This window comes from Flavobacterium fluviale (assembly GCF_003312915.1).
Taxonomy (GTDB): domain Bacteria; phylum Bacteroidota; class Bacteroidia; order Flavobacteriales; family Flavobacteriaceae; genus Flavobacterium; species Flavobacterium fluviale.
Map to the genome: position 1 here is coordinate 1,388,967 of NZ_CP030261.1, position 20,732 is coordinate 1,409,698.

Consider the following 20,732-nt stretch of genomic DNA (forward strand, 5'->3'; position numbering starts at 1 on the left):
GATACGAGAGACCTTTGTCAAAGTTTAAAACTTTGACAAAGGTTTTTTGCTAATAATAACCACAATCTTGTCATTTCGAGTCTCCTTCGTCGAAATGACAAAACCAGACGAATTACTTCCTTGCTTTAATAGAAAAATGTTTAATACTTCTCCTCCAAAAAAGCAATCCAGCCTTTTTCAAATTCTTCTGGAGTTATTTTTAAAGTTTTTTCGATATTGCCGAAAGATGCAATTACTTTGGGCAGACTGTCTTTTCCCCATTTTTGGGTCATAAATTCGATAATTGTGTAGCCGATATTATAAATCTGATTGCTTTTATTGAGCTCTTCTAAAGTCAGGTTTTTGCTTTTGGCGTATTTTACGCTTAGCGAATTTACTTCTCCAGCCTCAAAAATACTGATCGATTCCCAAAGCCAGCGGGGATATTCGGTTTTGAATTTTTTATCAAATTCCTTTTCAAAAGTGAGTCGGTCTTGTGTGATAATCGTTTCTTTTGCCTTGTCGATTAATATATTGAGTTGAACGCAGTGCGTAAATTCGTGAAGCGCAGTTTTGAGCGGATCGTCTGGAAAAATAGAATTAAACCAATTGGTCCACACAAAATGAAATTCATTTGGACCACGGCTCGTGCCTTTGGTGTTTTCTTTTAAACCCGTAGCTTCATTAAACTTGAATTGCGAACCGTAAACAAAAACCTTTATCAAATCGTGTTTTACATCTTTTAGATTTCCTCTTATTTGCGCATAATTGTTCTCGAGATGAATGCTCGCTTTTTCAGCTTCACTTTTATAAATTCCGCTGTATGAAATAATAAAATGTTCCGATTTAAGAGTTCGGGTTTCCTGTTTAACGGTAAAACTTCGTACCGTTCTGGCAAAGTAAAACACCGCAATAATGGCTAATAGAATGACTAATAATCTGTATTTTTTCATGTGTTCTAAATGATTTTAGAGATTTAAAAACAAAATAAAATATGCAGATTTAGGTTTTTGGTATTTTAAAAATAAGAATATTTAGAGATTAAAACATAAAATAATTGGAGAAATTTCTGAATTGCTTTTTGTTTTTGCCACTGATTATTACGATTAAAAGGATTTTTGCTGTATTGTAACCACAAAATTGTCATTTCGATCCCGAGACTTCGGGAGAGAAATCTTCGCAAGTAACTCCGCGCTAAAAGTCTTCCTTTGTAGAGTTACTTGCTAAGATTTCTCCTCCGTCGAAATGACAAACTAGACTCTAAAAAAAATAAAATATATGAATTGCCTCCTGCTTTAGCTGGAGGTTTTTTTATGTTTGAAAGGGAAAGGCTTTAGCCGAATTATTATTTCAAAGGAAAATCAAGCAATTCTTTAAGGTCAATATCTAAAGCATTTGATATTCTTATTAAAGTTTTTATGCCAGTATTTATTTCAGCTCTTTCAATTCTCCCAATTTGATTTCTTGTAATGTCGCAATCATCAGCTAAAGCTTGTTGTGATAAGCCTTTCTTTTCACGTAGCTGTCTTATGTGAATGCCAAGATTTGAGATAAAAGTTTCTTCTGAAATATTCATATTTCAAAAGTCATAACAATTATTTTTTGTTTTGACACAAATTTGTGTCAATAATTATTATATTTGACCAAAATATAAGATAATGATTACAGGAATCCTTTCGAATGAAATTGAAAATAGATTAAAAGTTTTTTTTATTGATGTTATCGATCCAAAAGATATGGCGAAAACGATACGAGAGGTAAATTATGTTCTTTCCTTATGTTCCATGCGCGGATGCGAAACAGTAGAAACTGAAATCAACAATCTCGAAGATAATTTTTATTGGCTCAATAGATTGGCAGAAGTTCTGGATCCTTATTTGGATATTGATTAAGTATAAAATGGTGTTTTAACCGCCGATCATTTCGCCGAAAGGAGAAACGAAAACAGCAAATCGACAAAATGAGATTGTTTCTTAATTTTTTTCATGTTGTACACCCGTCGTTTTGCTGGAATCTCCTTTCGTCAAGGTGAATTATAATGCAGGTTGCCATATAGTTTGTCATTTCGATCCCGAGACTTCGGGAGAGAAATCTTCGCAAGTAGCTCCGTTGCGAATATTCAATCTTTGTCGAGCTTCTCGTGGGGATTTCTCGTTCCTCGAAATGACAAGATTGTGTGAAATGGTATTTACCAAAAACAAAAAAGCTTCTGAAAAATCTTCAGAAGCTTTTGTTAAGTGCGGATAATAGGACTCGAACCTACACGCCTTGCGGCACCAGATCCTAAGTCTGGCATGTCTACCAATTTCACCATATCCGCTCAATTGTGGGTGCAAAGATAAACATAACTTCTAAATTTCAAAGCATTTTTTTAAAAAAATTATTAATTCTCTTTTTTGTATTTTTGAGTTTCTATAAAAATAATTTAAATGGAAAATATTAAGTCGTACGTTCAACAACATAAAGATCGGTTTATCAATGAATTGATCGAATTATTAAAGATTCCGTCGGTTAGTGCCGACACTGCATATTCTCAAGATGTTATTGATACAGCAGAAGCTGTAAAAGAAAGTTTAACAAAAGCAGGCTGCGATTTAGTCGAAGTTTGCGATACTCCGGGTTATCCAATTATTTATGGAGAAAAAATAATCGACCCAAATCTTCCAACGGTTTTGGTTTACGGCCACTATGATGTGCAGCCGCCAGATCCATTAGAATTATGGACTTCACCGCCATTTGAACCCGTTATTAAAAAAACAGATATTCACCCAGAAGGCGCAATCTTCGCGCGTGGAGCTTGTGACGACAAAGGTCAGATGTACATGCACGTAAAAGCGCTTGAGTTAATGGTACAAAGCAATACGTTGCCTTGTAACGTGAAATTCATGATCGAAGGAGAAGAAGAAGTAGGTTCGGCAAGTTTGGCTTGGTTCGTAGAACGCAATCAGGAAAAACTGAAAAACGACGTAATCTTGATTTCAGATACAGGAATGATTTCTAACCAACAGCCGTCGATTACGACTGGTTTAAGAGGTTTGAGTTATGTTGAGGTAGAAGTTACAGGTCCAAACCGCGATTTGCATTCTGGTTTATACGGCGGGGCAGTAGCGAACCCAATTAATATTTTGGCCAAAATGATTGCTTCTCTTCACGACGAAAACAATCATATTACGATTCCAGGATTCTACGATAAAGTTCAGGAATTATCTGCTGAAGAAAGAGCTGAAATGGCAAAAGCCCCTTTTAGTTTAGAAAAATATAAAAATGCTTTGAACATTGCTGATGTTTACGGCGAAAAAGGATATGTAACCAACGAAAGAAACTCAATTCGTCCGACATTGGACGTAAACGGAATCTGGGGCGGTTATCAAGGTGAAGGTGCTAAAACGGTTATTGCGAGTAAAGCTTTTGCTAAAATCTCGATGCGTTTGGTTCCAAACCAAGAGTGGGAAGAAATTACAGAATTGTTTACAAAACATTTTACAAGCATTGCACCAGCTGGAGTTACGGTAAAAGTAACGCCGCATCACGGTGGTCAAGGTTATGTTACGCCAATTGACAGCATTGGATATCAGGCGGCAAATAAAGCGTATACAGAGACGTTTGGAGTTCCTGCAATTCCAGTTCGTTCTGGAGGAAGTATTCCGATTGTTGCTTTGTTTGAAAAAGAATTAAAAAGCAAAACGATCCTAATGGGATTTGGTTTGGATTCTGATGCGATTCACTCACCAAACGAACATTTCGGAATCTTTAATTACTTGAAAGGAATTGAAACTATTCCGTTGTTTTACAAGTATTTTGTGGAGCTTTCTTCTAAGTAGATTTTAACCGCAAAGAGCGCTAAGGATTACGCAAAGTCCGCAAAGCTTCATTATATAGCTTTGCGGACTTTGTGTTTATAAACGTAACCTCAAAAAAAAAAGCTTTGCGCTCTTTGCGTTAAAAAAAACTGCAAATAGTTTCAAATCCTGTAAGATAAAAATCCGTTCAGAAATGAGCGGATTTTTTTTGTTCTAATTTTTGGAGTTTAAACTTTCAACATTAAAATTTTTAATTTACCATTTATTTTTTATTAAATAAATTAACTTATTTTGGTTATTTTTATCATTCAGTTGTTTTTATTATGAAAATAATTCTATGTTTTAAAAATTTCTAATTTTATTTTAATGTTGTTTTAATATTGAAGAATGGGCTTAATTGAAAAAAAGGTTAGATTTTCGCCCATTGGGTACACGAGATATCTGAAAGGTTTGAAAAAAACATATATGATGTTTCGGCAGGGAAAATTATTAGAAAGTTTAGCCGTCAAATCTTGGGAAATTGCACCAGGTAATACAACGATTTCCAAAAAAGCTTATTTTTTAGAGAACCAGCTTGAGCGTGTAACAGGCAGTGCCTATACCGACGACCCCCATGCGGTCATGCACGGCGGAATCTCCATTGTACATAATCCAACCCTCGCTTATCTTCTCAAAAATATCTGGATGATTAATGGTTCTATTTACAAAGGACTGCATCAATTTCAATTGCATCATAAATCCAAACTTAGCAGTAAGATGAATTATTTTCCGCCTGTCATTTTTGATACGGAGATAAAAAATGCATCAATTTACAGCTCTTATGATGGGAATGAATTTTTTGGGCTTTGGTTAACAGATGACTGCACAAACTACAAATTAGCTGCTGTTGAAGGAACTCCAATAACAACAGATATTTTTACAAGTCCGCATATGTTAGAGTACGAAAGCTTGTTGAATATGAATCCGTACCGAACCAATGCAGTATATTTGAAAGATGCTGTTTTTTTTGATGACGATTGGGGAAATAATAAGAAAAAGCAAGAAATATTTAATTCGAATAAAGAGCTGCTGTTGTCTAAGTTTGCTTCAAATTCACATCCGGGAGTTTTTATTTTACGTCGTAATTCGGGAAAAACCCGAATAATGTTAAATGAAATTGAAATTGCCGAACTAATGCGTGAAAAATACGGTTTCAAAATTGTAGATGTTACTCAGCAAAGTGTTCAAGAAATTATTGCGGCCTGTGCAGGAGCTGGAATTATTGCTGGAATAGAAGGAAGTCATCTCATGCATGGGCTAATGGTGCTCGAGCCTGGAGCTTCTGTTTTAACCTTACAGCCGCCAAATCGATTTTGCGGTGTTCTAAAAATAACAACCGACATGCAAGATCTAAACTACGCCTTTGTAGTCGGAATTCAAAAAGAGGAAAATTTCTATATCAATTTTGAAGAAGTTGAGAAAACGCTTTCTTTATTAAGGTTCTAAGTTGCTAAGATTCTAAGGTTCTAAGACATTTGTAGAAGTTTTAAACTTTGAAAGATTCCTTTTTACAATCTACACACAATCAAACCGTTGTCGCAATGTCCCTTTGAACCTCTGTTCCTTAAAATTTTTTTTGCATATTAAAAAATTAATTCTACATTTGTAGAGCAGTGTCTATAATTGTAGAATTTAATGATATGAAGAACTACTTTTTGCTATTACTTTTTTCTTTAATTCTTTTCGGCTGTAAAAGTCCAGCGATCAATCAAAAAATTGATAAGAAAAAAGAAGGCGTTTGGATTGATGATTATATTCAGGATAATATCAGATACAAATCGTATGAATATTACAAACACGATCAGCCGGTAAAAAAGTGGAAATCTTATATAGGCGGGAAAATTTATAAAACAGAAAAATACAAAAACGGAATCTGTATTCTAAAAACGTATTACGAAAACGGAAAGTTAGAATCGAAAGGAAAAACGCAGCTGGAAGTAAATGGGACCGAAACGCATTGGTTTTATTTTGGAGAATGGAAATTCTACTCGGATAAAGGAAAGTTGAAAAACATTAAAAACTACGAAAAAGGTGAACTAATCTTAGAAAATAACAAACCATAAACTTTAATTGTATGAAAATAATACTTGCTTTCTTTTTACTAGTACTAAACTGTGTTTTCGGTCAGGCTCAAACTTACAAAGATTGGATTCAAAAAGGAGATTCTTGTTATAGGGCAGAAAATTATAAATTATCTGTTACTTATTTTGAAAAAGCCTTTAAAATAGAACACAAAAACTCAGGTGATCTATACAATGGAGGATGTGCCGCATCTTTGGCTTTGGAAAACAAAAAAGCATTTCAATGGTTAAATCTCGCAATTGACAATGGATATGAAGGCATTGCACACATGCAGATAGACAATGATCTGAAGCGTTTGCATACAGATGCAGAATGGAAAAAAACAATTGAGAAATTACAGAAAAAATTAGATATTATTGAAGCCAATTACGACAAGCCTCTGCAAAAAGAGCTTTTGGCAATTTATACTGATGACCAAGGTATTCGTGGGGAATTTATGAAAGTTTATAAAGATCCCAACTATGATAAAAAGAAAATTGACAGCATTGGTAAATTAATGGGGAAGCAAGACAGTATTAATCTCGTTAAGGTCATGAAGATTTTGGACGAAAAAGGCTGGGTTGGAAAAAATGTGGTGGGGGCACAAGCCAATCAAACCTTGTTTTTGGTGATTCAGCATTCTGATTTAAAATATCAGCAGAAATATTTACCAATGATGCGAGAAGCTGTTAAAAAAGGTAACGCAAATCCAGGAAACTTAGCCTATCTAGAAGACAGAGTGGCTTTAAGAGAAGGAAAAAGACAAATTTATGGAAGTCAGTCTTCTAGAAATAAAACGACTAATAAATGGTATATTTCGCCTATGATCGATCCGGATGATGTAGATAAGAGACGTGCTTCGGTTGGGCTTGGTACTATAGCTGAATATGCAGCCAAAATGAATATTGAATGGAATCTGGAGGCTTATAAAAAGGAATTGCCAGAAATAGAAAAACTTGAAAATATTAAATAATGACACAATTAACAAACGCAGAAGAACAATTAATGGAACATTTATGGAAGCTTGAAAAAGCTTTTATGAAAGATCTGCTTGAAGCTTATCCCGAACCAAAGCCTGCAACTACAACAGTCGCGACTTTATTAAAACGAATGATCGATAAGAAATTTGTGGCGTATAACGAATTCGGGAATTCACGCGAATATTACCCGCTGGTTAAAAAAACAACTTATTTCTCTAAACACGTAAACGGATTGATCAGTAATTTTTTTAATAATTCCGCTTCGCAGTTTGCGTCGTTTTTTACCACCGAAACCAATTTATCGGCATCGGAATTGGAAGATCTTAAAAAAATAATCGATTCAGAAATTCAAAAAAAGAAAAAATGATAACGTATCTTTTAAAATCAGGCGTATTGCTTGCTGTGTTTTATGCTGTGTATAAAATGCTTTTAGAAAACGAAAAAATGTTTCGTTTTAATAGAATTTATCTTCTGGGAAGTATTGTTTTTAGTTTGATAATTCCGCTTCAATTGTTTTCGATCGGATCTTTTTTTTCGGCAAAAACGCAAGTGATCGAACTGGATGAAATCATGATTGTAGCGGATAAGGCTGTTTTATATAAACTAAATTATGCGGAAATTCTAACATACTTTTTGACTGTAATTTATATCGTTATGACAGCAATTTTGACCGTTCGTTTGATACGAAATATATATTCATTTACGATCCGAAAGAAAAGAAGTAAAGTCGAATTTATTGATGGACAAAAAATTGTATTGACTAAAGAGCCCCTTTTACCGCATTCTTTCTGGAATAGTATTTTTATCAATCAGGAAGATTTTAAAAATGGCAAAATTCAACCAGAATTAATAGCACACGAAAAAGCGCATTTGCAGCAAAGACATACTTTGGATATTTTGTTTGTTGAGGTTTTGCAAACTGTGTTTTGGTTCAATCCATTATTTGCACTATTTCAAAAAGAAATTAAACTCAATCACGAATTTTTGGCTGATGAAGCTGTAAACAAACAATTTGGCGAGATCAAAAACTATCAGAATCTCCTTCTGGATTTTGCTTCGCATAAAAGTACGGTTTCTCTTGCCAGCAATATTAATTATCTAATCACTAAAAAACGTTTACTCATGATGACTAAAAGAGAATCTCCGATTAAAATTACATTAAAAGTATTAAGTGTTGGTATACTTTACGCTTTATTATTGTTTGTTTTTAGTACCGAAACTGTCGCGCAGGAAGTGTCTAAAAATAATGATTTTAAGAAAGTTACAGAAGTTAGTGTTAAGCCTGATTTTCCTGGCGGAATGGTTGAGTTTTATAAGTTCGTTGGGCAAAACTACAAAATGCCCGCAGAAGTGACTAAACAGAAACTAAATGGAAAAGTTTATCTTAAATTTATGATTGAAAAAGACGGTTCTTTGACTAATATTGAAATTTTAAGAGATAAAATAGGTTATGGAGCAGGCGAGGAAGCAGCTCGTGTTTTGAAACTTTCTCCAAAATGGATTCCAGCTTCTGATCAAGGAAAGCCAGTTCGAGTAATGTACAGTTTGCCAATTACAATTCAGGCTGATAAATAGGTTTTTGCAACTTAATCTTTGTCAAAGTTTAAAACTTTGACAAAGAAAAACTCTCTCTTAACCTTTTCCTCTCAAAGACAAAAAAATCCGCTTCTGGCATCTAGAAGCGGATAAAATTAAAAAACTAATTAAAAAAAAATTCTAAAAATAAAAATGCAGAATCCAGACTAAAATAAATCTGGATTATATCCAAAATAAGGTACGTTCTGTTCGTTAAAAATAACTCCGTACTCTTCTAATTCTTTTAATATAGGCTCGTAAACTTCTTTTTTTATCGGAAGCTGTACGCCTGGAGTTGTAATTTTTTCATTCAGGATTAACAATGCGGCAATCGCAACAGGAAGTCCAACTGTTTTGGCCATAGCGGTATAAGTCTGATCTTCGCCAATACAAACCATCTTAGAATCAATTTGCTTCTTTTCACCGTTTATTTCATATCCGAATTTATGGTACATTACAATCATGTCCTTATCATCAGGCTGTAATGCCCAGCTGTCGGTTAGAATTTTTTCTAAAATTTGGGCTGGAGTAGCATTAGGCAGATTCACTTTTTTGTTTGGGTTAAATAAATCCAGTTCCAAAAGTTTGTCCCACATAATATCATCTTGATCAATTTTTAAAATCAACCGGGTTTTAATTTCAACAGAATCTGTGGGGTGATAGGGAAGAAAGGAATTTACAAACTGACGATAACTCATGTTTTCAGAATCCTCAATAATATAACTGTCATCTGTCATTCCGAGTTGTACAAACATATTCCAGGCTCTGGAATATCCTACTCTTCGAATAGTTCCTCTATATAAAGTCAGAATATCATCCAGACCGTAAATAGATCTGTATTTAAGAGAATCCCGATTAGAATACGCTTCAAATTTTCCGTAGCCTTCAACTTCCAAAAATTCAGTTCTTCTAAATAAAGCGCTGTAGGGAATATATTTATAAGTGCCTTCTTGAATAAATTTGGCTGCGCCGCCTTGTCCGGCTAAAACTACATTTCGAGGCGCCCAGGTAAATTTATAATTCCATAAATTATTATCAGATTCAGGAGCTACAAGCCCTCCGCAGAAAGATTCAAATAAAAGCATTTTACCGCCTTTCAATCTAATTTCATCAATAACTTTCATAGCGCTCATATGATCGATCCCAGGATCAAGACCAATTTCGTTCATGAAAATTAAATTGTTTTTTTGAGCTTCTTCATTTAAAGCCTGCATGGCATCGCTTATATATGAAGCCGTAACTAAATGTTTTTTAAACTCGAGACAGTCTTTTGCAATTTCGATATGAAGATGTGCGGGCAGCATCGAAATGACAATCGATGCATTTGCAATAGCTTTTTTTCTTTCTTCGGCATCAAAAATATTTAAAGCTATAGGAGTGGCGTTCGGATGGTCCTGTGTTTTTAATGCAGCCAAATGCAACGAAAGATCTGCCACAGTTACATGCAGATTTTCGCCGTACGATTTAAACAACAAATACCTAATCAGCGATGATGCAGATCTTCCTGCTCCAATTATTAAAACGTTTCTCATGTTTTAAATATTTAACACAAATATATTGTAACGTTACAATTATAACAATTTTAATTCAATAAAGTTAATTTTTATTTTTGATTTTGAATGAAAAAATAATAAAACGGTATGCTAAATAATCTGGAAACTAAAGCGGTTTTTTTGGTTTCTTTGAAGTATTTTTGTGTCAAATTTCAAAAGATATAATCATGAAAAGAAGAATTGTTCTTACTGGAGCTTTTATAGGTATGTTAGCTATTATTTTGGGTGCTTTCGGCGCTCATTTATTAAAAAAATATCTTTCAGTTGATCAATTAAATACTTTTGAAGTTGGTGTTCGCTACCAAATGTACCACGCCCTTTTTCTTCTTTTTTTATCGACACAAAAAAGTATTGCCGAAAAAACTTTAAAAGCGATCTATAATTTAGTGGTTGCTGGTGTTGTTTTATTTAGCGGTTCGATTTATTTAATAGCAACAAAAGACTACACACTTTTTGATTTTAAAATTATAGTATTCGCAACTCCATTGGGTGGTTTTCTATTAATTATTGCTTGGACGCTATTATTCTTTACGATTTTGAAGCGAAAATCATAAAATCCCGAAAAAAAAATTCTGTCTAAGAATTAATCTTTAATTTTGTCTCATAAATAACATATAACTTTAGTTATGTGAATTTTTTCTGTTTTCTGTTACAAAACGAAAATAATATAACAAATTCACTCATAAGGTTGTAAATAAACAAATTAGAAGCTGTTATTTTTTTCTTTCTGTAATTTTTAAAGTGAAATTTCTCTTTTTTGATATAAATCAAAGTGAAATTTAATTATTTTGAAACGAATAAGAATTAATCTGTAATTTTGCTTCTGAAATAAATATCACACACAACTTAAAATTTATGGACACTAACACAGTTTTCGCGCAATCGATTTCGTTAAAAGAATTAGGAATTGAAAATGCAAAAGTTCGTTATCAACTATCTGCAGATGAATTACATGCGATTACTTTGCAGTCAGGACAAGGTGTTGAGAATTCTACCGGAGCGTTGGCAATTAATACAGGTGAATTTACAGGCCGTTCTCCACAAGATCGTTTCATTGTAAAAGATGATATTACAAAGGATCAAGTTTGGTGGGGAAATGTAAATATCCCGTTTGAACCTCAAGCTTTTGAAAAGCTTTATAATAAAGTAACAGCATTTTTATCAGACAAAGAAGTTTTTGTTCGTGATTCTTATGTATGCTCTGATCCAAATTATAGATTAAATGTTCGCGTTGTAACCGAAACAGCTTGGTCGAATTTGTTCTGTTACAATATGTTTTTACGACCAGAAGAATCGGAACTGGCTAATTTTACTCCAGAATGGACAGTAGTTTGTGCACCAAATTTTATGGCAGATCCTGCTGTAGACGGAACACGCCAGTCTAATTTTGCTATTTTAGATTTTACTAAAAAAATTGCCTTAATTGGAGGAACAGGTTATACTGGAGAAATGAAAAAAGGAATTTTCTCTGCATTAAACTTTATACTTCCAGTTTTCAAAAATACACTTCCTATGCACTGTAGTGCGAATGTTGGAGAAGACGGAGATACCGCAATTTTCTTCGGATTGTCTGGAACAGGGAAAACAACTTTATCTGCAGATCCAGAACGTAAATTGATCGGAGACGACGAGCACGGCTGGACAAATGAAAATACTGTTTTCAATTTTGAGGGCGGTTGTTATGCTAAAGTAATCAACTTAACAGAAGAAAACGAACCAGATATTTTTAGAGCAATCAAAAAAGGAGCGCTTTTAGAAAATGTGGTTTTCAAAGCAGGAACAAACGAAGTAGATTTTGATGATGTATCGATTACGCAAAATACTCGTGTAAGTTATCCAATAACTCATATAGACAATGTACAGCCAGGTTTGGTTGGACATAATCCAAAAAATATATTTTTCCTTACAGCAGATTCTTTCGGAATTCTACCTCCAATTTCAAGATTAAATCCAGGTCAGGCAGCATACCACTTTATTTCTGGTTATACTGCAAAAGTTGCTGGAACAGAAGCGGGCGTAACAGAGCCTCAGCCAAATTTCTCAGCTTGTTTTGGAGCACCATTTATGCCTTTACACCCAACCCGTTATGCTGAAATGTTAAGCAAAAAAATGAAAGATGCCGGCGTAAAAGTTTGGTTAATCAATACAGGATGGACTGGCGGACCTTATGGAATTGGAAGCCGTATGAAATTAAAGTATACTCGTGCCATGATTACCGCTGCTTTAAAAGGCGAACTGGATAATGTAGAGTATGCAGATCATAAAGTATTTGGAATTGCAAAACCACAATCTTGTCCGAATGTTCCAGAAGAGATTTTAAATCCTAGAAATACTTGGGAAGACAAAGAATTATACGACCAAAAAGCATTAGAATTAGCACAAAAATTCAAAGCTAATTTTGCCAAGTTTGAAGAGTTTGCAAACGCTGAAATCTTAGCGGGCGCACCGATTACAGAATAAAAGGAATTAGTTAATTCAAATTAAAAAAAGCTGTTCGTTATGAACAGCTTTTTTGTTTGGTTTCCAATCACATAAAAAAAAATAAATAAAACACTGAAACTGCGACTGGAAACCTTGAATTTCTTATTTTTTAGCTTCGTCAATACGTTTCTGGATTAAATCCCAAGCGTAGTAGTGAAATGTCATTCCGTTGCTCATCGCTACAAAAAGTCCGTTTTTATATTGACCTCCTAAGTTTACACTTGTAACATCGGCGCCATCACATTCAATTGTTGATGTTGGTACTTCCGCCAATAATGTATGGCTGTTTGGATTTCCTTTTGCTCCTTCTCTAGGATAAACCATAAAAGAATTTGCCTGTTGGTTGGATACTAAAATATATCCTGTAGAATCTGTTTTTTTGTAGATTGCAATTCCTTCGTGATCTGCCTTGAAATCTTTCTGGCCGAAGAAAGCCAATTCTTTATTATCGTTTGAAGCGGGATCTGCTTTGTATTTTCTAATTCCAACCTGCTCATCACAATAGTAAACAAAACCTAATTCATTATCTACAGCAATGGCTTCGATTTCTTTTTTACCGCTGTATGTTCCGAATTTGCGAACTACTTTTGCAGCAGCAAATTTCCCATTTCCAGAAAGTTCATACTGCCATAAATAACTTCCAGACGGACCAGTTTTTCTTCCCACAACAGCAAAAATCTTTTGATCACTTGGACGCGTGTATAAAGCAACTCCCATTGGGTCACGCTGTGATTCGCCCGCAAAAACTTCGATGCCACCGTTATCAATCGGTTCTAAATCGGGCAGACTAAAGATTCTGATTTTGGTGCTTTCACGTTCTGTTGTAACAGCAATATCTACTTTTTTTCCGTCAATGATTAATCCGTAAGCGATATCAACATTGTTTGGACGTTTTAACGGAATTGATTTTTTAAGGATTTTTCCATTCAAATCAAAAGCATATAAACCGCCGTCTGTATCTTTATCCGTACCAACAATAATACTTTTTGACGCATCGTTTGGGTTAATCCAGATCGAAGGATCGTCTGTATCATGAGGCAATGCTGCGGTAACAGTGGTTGGTTTTACTGCATTCGGTTGAATAGGAGCTAATTTATCGTCTTTACAAGCCGTAAATGCAAGGCTTAAAAGTAAAAAAGCAAGTATCGATTTATTTTTCATTATCGGTAATTTATTTTAAAGAAATTAGACAGAAACGCTAAGTTCTGTCTAATTTAGTAGTTTTTTGTATTGATTTTACAAGTCTAATTTCAATCCGAAATTGTAACGAGCTTGGTAATATTCAGCTTGTTTCGTATGAGCCGCAACTCCTTGATAATAACGTAACGGCTGATTCGTTAAGTTATTAGCTTCTGCAAAAAAGCGAAGTTTTGGAGTAATTTTATAAGAAGCATTCGCATCTAAGAAAAACTGCTTGTCATAGTAACTGTCTTTATAAGACTCAGAACCTAATTCATCTAAATAATCAGATGTAAAGTTTGTTGAGATTCTAGCAGAGAAACGTTTGTTTTCCCAAGACAAAGATCCGTTAAACATATGAGGAGTTGTTCCTGGAAGACTGATATCGTTTCTTTCGTTTCCATCTTCATCGGCAATTCCTTTTGCTTTAGATTGTGTGTAAGTATAGTTTACGTATACTGCAAAACCTTTTAAGAATTTACCAGGAAGGAAATCTAGCTGACGCTGGAAAGCAACTTCAAATCCGTAAACATCAACAGTATTTCCGTTTCTTGACTGTAAAAATGACCAGTTTTCTCCAGCTGGAATCGGATTAATTTGATTTGGAAAATCTGCAGCAAACTTAGCATCAGTATATTGATTGTCGCTGTAGTTGTAGATAAAATCATTTAATCTTTTGTAGAAAACACCTCCAGAAATCAAACCAACAGATTTGAAATAGTTCTCTGCCATGAAATCATAATTATATGAATAAGTAGCGTCAAGATCAGGATTTCCAGCTGTAATTTCTTTGTCTGCAGCAATGTTGTTTACATAAGGCGCTAATGCATAGTAGTTTGGTCGTGCTAAAGCAGTTGTTGCTGCAGCTCTTAAAATCAAATCTTTTGTCGCATTGTATTGGAATGAAATACTTGGTAAAAGATTAGTGTATGAGTTTGTATTGTTGATTTTGCTCTCTAATTCTTCTTCGTCCAATACACGATTTCCTGTATAATCAATATGAGTATTTTCAACACGGAAACCTAAAACCATAGAAAGTTTATCATTAAAATCCTGATCCCATCTTACATAAGCAGCAGTAATTCTTTCTTTTGCGTTGTAATTCACCGCTAAATATTCTGCTGGATCAGTTTCTTTCTCGAATAAAGTCGAATTGTTTAAATCTAAACTTCCTAAATAAGAAACCGAAGCAAAAGTTCCCGGCACATATTTACTTCCCGGATTAAATCCTTGCCCATCATAATAACTTGTTGGAACTTCAGATAATAATTCCATTCCATCAGTAAGAGTTGAGTAAGAATAGAACATATTATTTCTTTCTTTTTCTTTTAATCGAAGTCTAAGACCAGTTCTAAGTCTTCCTTTTTCACCTGCAATTACAGAGAAAGGAAAACGGATATTTACTTTAGCACCAAATTCGCTTTCGCTTGTTTCATCTGTGTTTTCAGTTACAGAATCAAATTCGAATTCATCTGTAGCTTCACCAGCAGTTGTCAATAAAGGAAATCTTGGATTAGATAAATCTTGGAACATTTCCAAACCTTTCTGACGGTATTCTATGTAACGCTCGCCTGGGCGGTATTCTCTAGCTTTTGCATAGTTTGCAGACCAGTCTAAATCTAAAGTAGAGTTAATTAAGTGTTCTCCACGAAGAGAATAATTTTGCACTCTTTGATCTTCTAATCTTCTGTTTTTATTTCTGCTGTTGTCCAAACCACCTTTTGTCTGACGTTTTACACGACCTTCAAATCCTGTTATAGTTTCGCCATCGTAAATAGCTTCAATATCATCGTAAGTAGTTCTGAAACGATTTTCTCTATCGTCTCTCCAGTTGTAAATTGCATTAGCAAAAATGGTATTGTTTTCGTCAAATTTATAATCTAAAGCAATAGATCCGCTTCGGCGAATACGCTGTACATCGTACTTTCTAATTTCTGCAGCTTGTAAATAATCATTTCCAAATTCATCTCTTACCCATTCGTTTTCGATATTATCAGAACCGTAATCAACGTTGTTGTAAGAACCGCTGAAAACTGCTCCTAACTTATTATCAAAAAAACGGTTACCATATACGAAACCAGCTGTGTAAGAAGCGTGCTCACGAATTGGTAAATATCCTCCAGCAAGCGTTGCAGAAATTCTTTCGCCGTTTGGAGTTGCTCTTGTAATTAAGTTTACAGAACCTCCAATCGCGTCAGCATCCATATCAGATGTTAGAGTTTTGTTTACTTCGATAGTAGAAATCATATCAGACGGAATTAAGTCCATTTGTACGTTTCTGTTATCTCCTTCTGCAGATGGAATACGGTCGCCATTTAAAGTTACCGAGTTTAAAGACGGAGCCAAACCTCTAATAATAATGTTACGAGCTTCACCTTGGTCATTCTGCATGGTAATACCAGGAACACGTTTTAAAGCGTCTCCAACGTTAGCATCAGGAAAACGTCCCATTTGATCAGAAGAAATTACGTTTCCGATGTTTTTGTTGTTTTTTTGCTGATTCAATGCTTTCGCCTGACCTTTTAAGATGTCTCCAACGACAACTTCATTCAGTTCAGTTCCAGAGGTTTTAAGAGCAAAATCAATTACGTTGTTCTTGCCTTGTTCAACTTTTATTTCTTGAGTTAAAGAAGTATATCCGATATATTTTACTTCAACTTTATAAGTTCCTTCATTAATGTTTAATAATTCAAAACGCCCGTTATAATCAGAAACGGTATATTTTTTTTCACCTACAATTTGAACCATAGCTCCAGGCAGAGGTAATTTGTCGTCGGCATCTAATATCTTTCCAGATATAATTGCTTTCTGAGCAAAACCTGTAAAGGCTAGTAAAAAGAATGTTGTTAGTAATAAAAATTTTTTCATTGTGTGTGTTTAGTTTGATTTGCTGCGAAACTATAATCTGCGTATTACTAAAAGCCTTTAAAAAAATTAACATAGTGTTATGATTAGCCAAAAATTCGGGCAGCTTATTAATATTTAACTAACATTACAATTTCAAATAATTGATTCACAATTAAAAACAAATAATTATTTTGATTGTATTTGAAAAATTGGCGTTAAATTTGCCTTATCAATCACAATCAAAAATCATCAATCATGTTAAAACAATTTTTTATCCTATGTTCAGGAGTCGACCGAGACCTCTTGAAAGACTGCTCAGAAGGCGAACAAACTAAATATGTTGGTATTGGCGCTACAGTGTTTTTTACAGCAGTCATGGCTTTCTTGGCCAGTGCTTATGCGCTTTTTACTGTTTTCGATTCTATTTATCCCGCTTTAATTTTCGGATTTGTATGGAGTTTATTGATCTTCAATTTAGACCGATTTATCGTTTCTACCATTAAAAAAAGAGATCGGTTTTTAGACGAATTTCTACAAGCAACTCCACGAATTATATTGGCTGTTATCATTGCAATCGTAATTTCTAAACCTTTGGAAATTAAAATCTTCGAAAAAGAAATCAATACCGTTTTATTGAAAGAGAAAAACGAAATGGAGTTGGCCAATAAAAAGCAGATTGGAACGTATTTCAAAACAGATTTAGATAAAAACAAAGCTGAAATTGCAGCTTTAAAAGCAGATATTGTAAAGAAAGAGAAAGAAGTTAACGCTTTATATTCGACTTATATTACAGAAGCTGAAGGAACAACCGGAACTAAAAAACTTGGAAAAGGTCCTGTTTATAAAGAAAAACGAGAAAAACACGATGCCTCTTTAAAGGAATTTGAAACTTTAAAAGCAGCAAACGAGGCTAAAATTGCCGAAAAAGAAAAAGCAGGCGTAAAACTTCAAGCCGATTTAGATAAAAAAGTATCTCAGACTCAGCCTATCATTGAAGGTTTCGACGGATTAATGGCGCGTATAAATGCCTTGAACAAATTGCCTTGGCTTCCATCATTTTTCATTATGTTATTGTTTTTAGCAATCGAAACTTCTCCAATTATTGCCAAATTATTAGCACCAAAAGGCGAATTTGATTTCAAACAGGAAGAAGCCGAAACAGCAATGAAAGCCACTTTGTCACAAAATAAGTATCAGCGCGATTTATTGGTAAAAACCAGCGCCGAAATGCATGATAAAGTTTATGCAGATATTGCCGAAGATAAAAGTCTGTACGATCTACAGCGCAAAAATGCAAAAGAGTTACTCGAACTGCAATCGCATAAATTTGTAGAAAAGCAGAAAGCGACCTTGTAAAAGGTAATCTGTGAAACGTAATCTGTAAAATGTAAAAGTCTTAAGTTCTAAATGAACTTAAGACTTTTTTTATTTTCAGTAAGAAGTCATTTTACTTCTCACAAATTACATTTTACATATAACTTAAAATCTCTTTTTTATAGGTATCATATTCTCCCTGCATGATCAAACCGTTGTCAAGGAGCTTCTTGTAGTTCTGTAATTTATCAAAAAGTTCTTCTTTAGATAAATCACTTAATTTACGTTCACCGGCTGGCTGTGTTGGAAGCGGCTCATAAGTTGTTTCTGTAAAAGCTGGAGCAGAAGGCAAAATTTCAGCAAAACTAGTTACTTCTTCAGTTTCTACTTCTTCAACTTCCTCTTCTGTTTCCTCTTCGTATTCTGGTTCAATAGTTTCTTGAACTGGTGCAGCAGCAGAAACTGGATTTTTCAGTAAATCCAATTGCTCTTTAGCGTAAGTATAAATTTTTCTAGCCTGAATTTTTGGAATATAATCAATAGAAACCGCTAAATCTGTTTTGGTACCAAATGAAAATTCAGAACCTAAAATGTTTTCTTTTACAAAAGTGCTCGCAATATCATCCCAAGTGTAATCTGTAAAATCCATAGAAAGACCTAAATTCTTAGGCTTACAAATAATGATACGCTTGTTTGTTAATACAATGCTGTCTGGAAAAACAGTAATAGCAGGTTTTTTTTGCACTGCAATATATCCAACTTCTTCGCCTTTCATTAATAAATCTGTAAGTTTCGAAGTGATTTTTTCAATCGCTTTTGGATCTTGTTCTTCGTTCAGAAATTTTTTAAATTGTTCTTTCATTTTTTTAAGTTGCTAAGTTGCTTGTCCCGAAGCTTCGGGACTAAGTGGCTGAGTTTTTTACTGACGTTACAAATGTAATGCCTAATTTTTTAATTCGATAATTTCACTCTGAATTTTCTTTGTCAAACTTTTGAAAACCAATTCATACGAATGATCGATCAATTCTTTGACAAACTTGTCTGGAAGATTTCCGTTTAAAGCAATCGTATTCCAATGTACTTTACTCATATGAAATCCGGGTTGTATTTCGTCATATTCAGCTCTGAGTTCCTGCGCTCGCTCTGGATCGCATTTTAAATTAACAGACTGCTCATTTTTTTCCCATTGCGATAAAGAAGATAGGGCAAACATTTTACCGCCAACTTTAAAAACCAAAGTATCTTCATCAAAAGGAAAATGTTCGCTGACACCTTTTTTTGACAGACAATATTCGTAAAATGTTTCTAAATTCATAATTGTTTATTTACCAATTTCACCTAAGTGCGTGTATTTAAAACCCTTTTCAAATTTCAATCCGTAACCGAAAATTCGATCCATTGCCGAATGTGAAAATAAAATAATTCCGGTTAATTGAACACTTTCAATACTTAAATAACAGCCTAAAGCATAAATTAAAAGTGCAATTCCTTTATGATGAAAAACATTGTATAGAAATGCACCGCTTTTATTTCCAAAAGCATATCCAATCATAGACAAATCCGGTGCTAAAATTAAAGCTAAAAACCACCACCATTCAAAATTTAACTGATTGAATAAAAAGATTCCAAGAATAAATAAAGCGACTTCTTCTAATTTAATAATTGTGTTCATCATAGTATTTTTTCCATCATTTTTTCAGGATGATTGAGTTTTGTAAATCCGAATTTCTCGTATAAAAAATGAGCGTCTGTTGTGGCTAATCTCCAAATTTTGACATTTTGAAGTTGAGGTTCATTCATCATCGTTTCAATTAAAATCGAAGAATATCCTTTTCCACGATGCTCTTCAGTTATAAAAACATCCATTAAATAAGCAAAAACCACATAATCGGTAATGACGCGTGCAAAACCAATTTGCTTGTCATCTAAATAAATTCCGAAACAAACCGATGCATCAATCGTAGTCTGTACTTCCTCAATAGTCCGTCCTGCAGCCCAATAAATATCTTTTAGAAAGTTTTGTATAAACGGAATGTCAAGTTTGGTTTTATCAGTTGAGACAGTAATCATTTTAATTTTAGATTTTAGAGTTCAGTCCCGAAATCTCGGGATAGATTTTTGCACCGTTAGAAATCTATCCCGAGATTTCGGGACTAAAATCTACAATTTTATATAATAAAGGCTTGCTCGGACTAGCATCATTTTCAAACGAAGCAATTTGAAGATTTAGTATATAATTTCCATCTTCAATTTCGTCTGGAACATAAATCATTTCGGTAATTGTTGCATTTAATCTTGCATCAGAATTTAGATTATGAGTATCTTTTACATTCCAAAATGCTTTGTGCGCCAATAATTTGCCTTCGTCATGTTCTTTATCCACACTCGGCAAATCAATCAGTAAATGCTGAATTTCGCTTTCGCGGATGAAAGTCGCAGCTTCTTCAGACAAATAGGGCGGATTGGTATTGGAATATTTTCTAGATTTTTTTTCTTTTTGATTGGGAAGTGTTCTGATGATCAAAGCTTCGGTTTTTTCATTTAGAGAAGCCGAAACTTGTTCTTTCGTAATCACAAAATCTTCTCCAATTTTCTGAGGCTCAACCGTAATCAATTTCGCAAAAAAGAAAAACTGTTTCAAAGATTGATTAATGCTGTAAAAATCATTTGTAATATGGCCCAGACATTCCGTATGCGTTCCATGCCCATGCGGATTGAAGAAAATATTATTAAAGTTCGTTGATGATTTTCCTTCAGAAACTTTCCCAATCCAATCGCCAAAAACTACGGGTTCTATTGAAGGCTTTTCAATATACCAGGCAATTGGGTTTTCGTCTGTATTGGTTAATGGAATAGAGATATCAATAGGTTTTGATAAGTCAATTTCGAAGTTGTTGATTTTTGCTCGCAAAGTTTATTTTTTT

At 34.1% G+C, this 20,732-nt stretch carries 20 protein-coding genes and 1 tRNA gene; 10 read left to right on the top strand and 11 right to left on the bottom strand.

The annotated features are described in order from the left end of the window. Nucleotides 1–140: 140 nt before the first annotated feature. Both HYN86_RS06255 and HYN86_RS06260 read right to left on the bottom strand, forming a co-directional pair. Entirely contained in the window at nt 141–932 is a 792-nt protein-coding gene (locus HYN86_RS06255) for a hypothetical protein (RefSeq protein ID WP_113677263.1), read from the bottom strand. Nucleotides 933–1,324: 392 nt separating this feature from the next. Then, nucleotides 1,325–1,555 (bottom strand): helix-turn-helix domain-containing protein, encoded by a 231-nt coding sequence (locus HYN86_RS06260; protein ID WP_113677264.1) that lies wholly within the window; start codon nt 1,553–1,555, stop codon nt 1,325–1,327. A gap of 82 nt (nt 1,556–1,637) precedes the next feature. Here HYN86_RS06260 and HYN86_RS06265 point away from each other — a divergent pair, with 82 nt between their 5' ends. Then, nucleotides 1,638–1,871: a hypothetical protein gene (locus HYN86_RS06265; protein ID WP_113677265.1), complete on the top strand. Its 234-nt coding sequence runs from the start codon at nt 1,638–1,640 to the stop codon at nt 1,869–1,871. A gap of 346 nt (nt 1,872–2,217) precedes the next feature. On the opposite strand, the gene HYN86_RS06270 is transcribed toward HYN86_RS06265, so the two are convergent. Continuing rightward, nucleotides 2,218–2,299 (bottom strand) — tRNA-Leu (locus HYN86_RS06270). 109 nt (nt 2,300–2,408) lie between these two features. Here HYN86_RS06270 and HYN86_RS06275 point away from each other — a divergent pair. The 6 genes from HYN86_RS06275 (at nt 2,409) to HYN86_RS06300 (ending at nt 8,434) form a co-directional block, all read left to right on the top strand. Further along, nucleotides 2,409–3,800, top strand: a complete 1,392-nt coding sequence (locus HYN86_RS06275) for a dipeptidase (RefSeq protein WP_113677266.1) — start codon at nt 2,409–2,411, stop codon at nt 3,798–3,800. 444 nt (nt 3,801–4,244) lie between these two features. Next, complete coding sequence (locus HYN86_RS06280) at nt 4,245–5,264, top strand: glycosyltransferase 61 family protein (RefSeq protein WP_162789316.1); 1,020 nt, start codon at nt 4,245–4,247, stop codon at nt 5,262–5,264. A gap of 194 nt (nt 5,265–5,458) precedes the next feature. Next, nucleotides 5,459–5,881 (top strand): hypothetical protein, encoded by a 423-nt coding sequence (locus HYN86_RS06285; RefSeq protein WP_113677268.1) that lies wholly within the window; start codon nt 5,459–5,461, stop codon nt 5,879–5,881. A gap of 11 nt (nt 5,882–5,892) precedes the next feature. Continuing rightward, nucleotides 5,893–6,852 (top strand): DUF6624 domain-containing protein, encoded by a 960-nt coding sequence (locus HYN86_RS06290; protein WP_113677269.1) that lies wholly within the window; start codon nt 5,893–5,895, stop codon nt 6,850–6,852. Beyond that, a complete protein-coding gene (locus HYN86_RS06295) occupies nt 6,852–7,226 on the top strand; it encodes a BlaI/MecI/CopY family transcriptional regulator (protein ID WP_113677270.1) in 375 nt (124 codons plus the stop codon). Before HYN86_RS06290 ends, HYN86_RS06295 begins: the two co-directional genes overlap by 1 nt. After that, a complete protein-coding gene (locus HYN86_RS06300; protein WP_113677271.1) occupies nt 7,223–8,434 on the top strand; it encodes a M56 family metallopeptidase in 1,212 nt (403 codons plus the stop codon). Before HYN86_RS06295 ends, HYN86_RS06300 begins: the two co-directional genes overlap by 4 nt. 167 nt (nt 8,435–8,601) lie before the next feature. Here HYN86_RS06300 and HYN86_RS06305 read toward each other — a convergent pair whose 3' ends face one another. Continuing rightward, on the bottom strand, nt 8,602–9,966 hold the full coding sequence (locus HYN86_RS06305) for a saccharopine dehydrogenase family protein (protein ID WP_113677272.1): 1,365 nt from the start codon (nt 9,964–9,966) through the stop codon (nt 8,602–8,604). 188 nt (nt 9,967–10,154) lie between these two features. Here HYN86_RS06305 and HYN86_RS06310 point away from each other — a divergent pair, with 188 nt between their 5' ends. Further along, entirely contained in the window at nt 10,155–10,541 is a 387-nt protein-coding gene (locus tag HYN86_RS06310) for a DUF423 domain-containing protein (protein ID WP_113677273.1), read from the top strand. A gap of 301 nt (nt 10,542–10,842) precedes the next feature. Then, the gene (gene pckA, locus HYN86_RS06315) at nt 10,843–12,447 is read left to right on the top strand and encodes a phosphoenolpyruvate carboxykinase (ATP) (RefSeq protein WP_113677274.1); all 1,605 of its coding nucleotides are present in this window, start codon (nt 10,843–10,845) and stop codon (nt 12,445–12,447) included. A gap of 123 nt (nt 12,448–12,570) precedes the next feature. On the opposite strand, the gene HYN86_RS06320 is transcribed toward pckA, so the two are convergent. Both HYN86_RS06320 and HYN86_RS06325 read right to left on the bottom strand, forming a co-directional pair. Then, nucleotides 12,571–13,629, bottom strand: coding sequence for a phytase (locus HYN86_RS06320; protein ID WP_113677275.1), 1,059 nt, complete (start codon nt 13,627–13,629; stop codon nt 12,571–12,573). 75 nt (nt 13,630–13,704) lie between these two features. After that, on the bottom strand, nt 13,705–16,515 hold the full coding sequence (locus HYN86_RS06325; protein ID WP_113677276.1) for a TonB-dependent receptor: 2,811 nt from the start codon (nt 16,513–16,515) through the stop codon (nt 13,705–13,707). Nucleotides 16,516–16,749: 234 nt separating this feature from the next. Between HYN86_RS06325 and HYN86_RS06330 the strand changes: the two genes are divergently transcribed. Continuing rightward, complete coding sequence (locus HYN86_RS06330; RefSeq protein WP_113677277.1) at nt 16,750–17,850, top strand: DUF4407 domain-containing protein; 1,101 nt, start codon at nt 16,750–16,752, stop codon at nt 17,848–17,850. 112 nt (nt 17,851–17,962) lie between these two features. Here HYN86_RS06330 and HYN86_RS06335 read toward each other — a convergent pair whose 3' ends face one another. The 5 genes from HYN86_RS06335 to HYN86_RS06355 form a co-directional block, all read right to left on the bottom strand. After that, entirely contained in the window at nt 17,963–18,670 is a 708-nt protein-coding gene (locus tag HYN86_RS06335) for a PH domain-containing protein (RefSeq protein ID WP_113677278.1), read from the bottom strand. A gap of 81 nt (nt 18,671–18,751) precedes the next feature. Continuing rightward, on the bottom strand, nt 18,752–19,123 hold the full coding sequence (locus HYN86_RS06340; protein ID WP_113677279.1) for an MmcQ/YjbR family DNA-binding protein: 372 nt from the start codon (nt 19,121–19,123) through the stop codon (nt 18,752–18,754). Nucleotides 19,124–19,129: 6 nt separating this feature from the next. Next, entirely contained in the window at nt 19,130–19,480 is a 351-nt protein-coding gene (locus HYN86_RS06345) for a DUF4260 domain-containing protein (RefSeq protein ID WP_113677280.1), read from the bottom strand. Further along, nucleotides 19,480–19,878 carry a GNAT family N-acetyltransferase gene (locus tag HYN86_RS06350; protein ID WP_113677281.1) on the bottom strand — a complete coding sequence of 133 codons (399 nt, stop codon included), beginning with the start codon at nt 19,876–19,878 and terminating at the stop codon, nt 19,480–19,482. Before HYN86_RS06350 ends, HYN86_RS06345 begins: the two co-directional genes overlap by 1 nt. A 64-nt stretch (nt 19,879–19,942) precedes the next feature. Further along, complete coding sequence (locus HYN86_RS06355) at nt 19,943–20,719, bottom strand: cyclase family protein (RefSeq protein ID WP_113677282.1); 777 nt, start codon at nt 20,717–20,719, stop codon at nt 19,943–19,945. Nucleotides 20,720–20,732 lie beyond the last annotated feature (13 nt).

Bases quoted from the DNA above. Each gene is read 5' to 3' on its own strand.
- HYN86_RS06255 (WP_113677263.1), bottom strand. From the start codon at position 932: ATGAAAAAATACAGATTATTAGTCATTCTATTAGCCATTATTGCGGTG.
- HYN86_RS06260 (WP_113677264.1), bottom strand. From the start codon at position 1,555: ATGAATATTTCAGAAGAAACTTTTATCTCAAATCTTGGCATTCACATA.
- HYN86_RS06265 (WP_113677265.1), top strand. From the start codon at position 1,638: ATGATTACAGGAATCCTTTCGAATGAAATTGAAAATAGATTAAAAGTT.
- HYN86_RS06275 (WP_113677266.1), top strand. From the start codon at position 2,409: ATGGAAAATATTAAGTCGTACGTTCAACAACATAAAGATCGGTTTATC.
- HYN86_RS06280 (WP_162789316.1), top strand. From the start codon at position 4,245: ATGATGTTTCGGCAGGGAAAATTATTAGAAAGTTTAGCCGTCAAATCT.
- HYN86_RS06285 (WP_113677268.1), top strand. From the start codon at position 5,459: ATGAAGAACTACTTTTTGCTATTACTTTTTTCTTTAATTCTTTTCGGC.
- HYN86_RS06290 (WP_113677269.1), top strand. From the start codon at position 5,893: ATGAAAATAATACTTGCTTTCTTTTTACTAGTACTAAACTGTGTTTTC.
- HYN86_RS06295 (WP_113677270.1), top strand. From the start codon at position 6,852: ATGACACAATTAACAAACGCAGAAGAACAATTAATGGAACATTTATGG.
- HYN86_RS06300 (WP_113677271.1), top strand. From the start codon at position 7,223: ATGATAACGTATCTTTTAAAATCAGGCGTATTGCTTGCTGTGTTTTAT.
- HYN86_RS06305 (WP_113677272.1), bottom strand. From the start codon at position 9,966: ATGAGAAACGTTTTAATAATTGGAGCAGGAAGATCTGCATCATCGCTG.
- HYN86_RS06310 (WP_113677273.1), top strand. From the start codon at position 10,155: ATGAAAAGAAGAATTGTTCTTACTGGAGCTTTTATAGGTATGTTAGCT.
- pckA (WP_113677274.1), top strand. From the start codon at position 10,843: ATGGACACTAACACAGTTTTCGCGCAATCGATTTCGTTAAAAGAATTA.
- HYN86_RS06320 (WP_113677275.1), bottom strand. From the start codon at position 13,629: ATGAAAAATAAATCGATACTTGCTTTTTTACTTTTAAGCCTTGCATTT.
- HYN86_RS06325 (WP_113677276.1), bottom strand. From the start codon at position 16,515: ATGAAAAAATTTTTATTACTAACAACATTCTTTTTACTAGCCTTTACA.
- HYN86_RS06330 (WP_113677277.1), top strand. From the start codon at position 16,750: ATGTTAAAACAATTTTTTATCCTATGTTCAGGAGTCGACCGAGACCTC.
- HYN86_RS06335 (WP_113677278.1), bottom strand. From the start codon at position 18,670: ATGAAAGAACAATTTAAAAAATTTCTGAACGAAGAACAAGATCCAAAA.
- HYN86_RS06340 (WP_113677279.1), bottom strand. From the start codon at position 19,123: ATGAATTTAGAAACATTTTACGAATATTGTCTGTCAAAAAAAGGTGTC.
- HYN86_RS06345 (WP_113677280.1), bottom strand. From the start codon at position 19,480: ATGAACACAATTATTAAATTAGAAGAAGTCGCTTTATTTATTCTTGGA.
- HYN86_RS06350 (WP_113677281.1), bottom strand. From the start codon at position 19,878: ATGATTACTGTCTCAACTGATAAAACCAAACTTGACATTCCGTTTATA.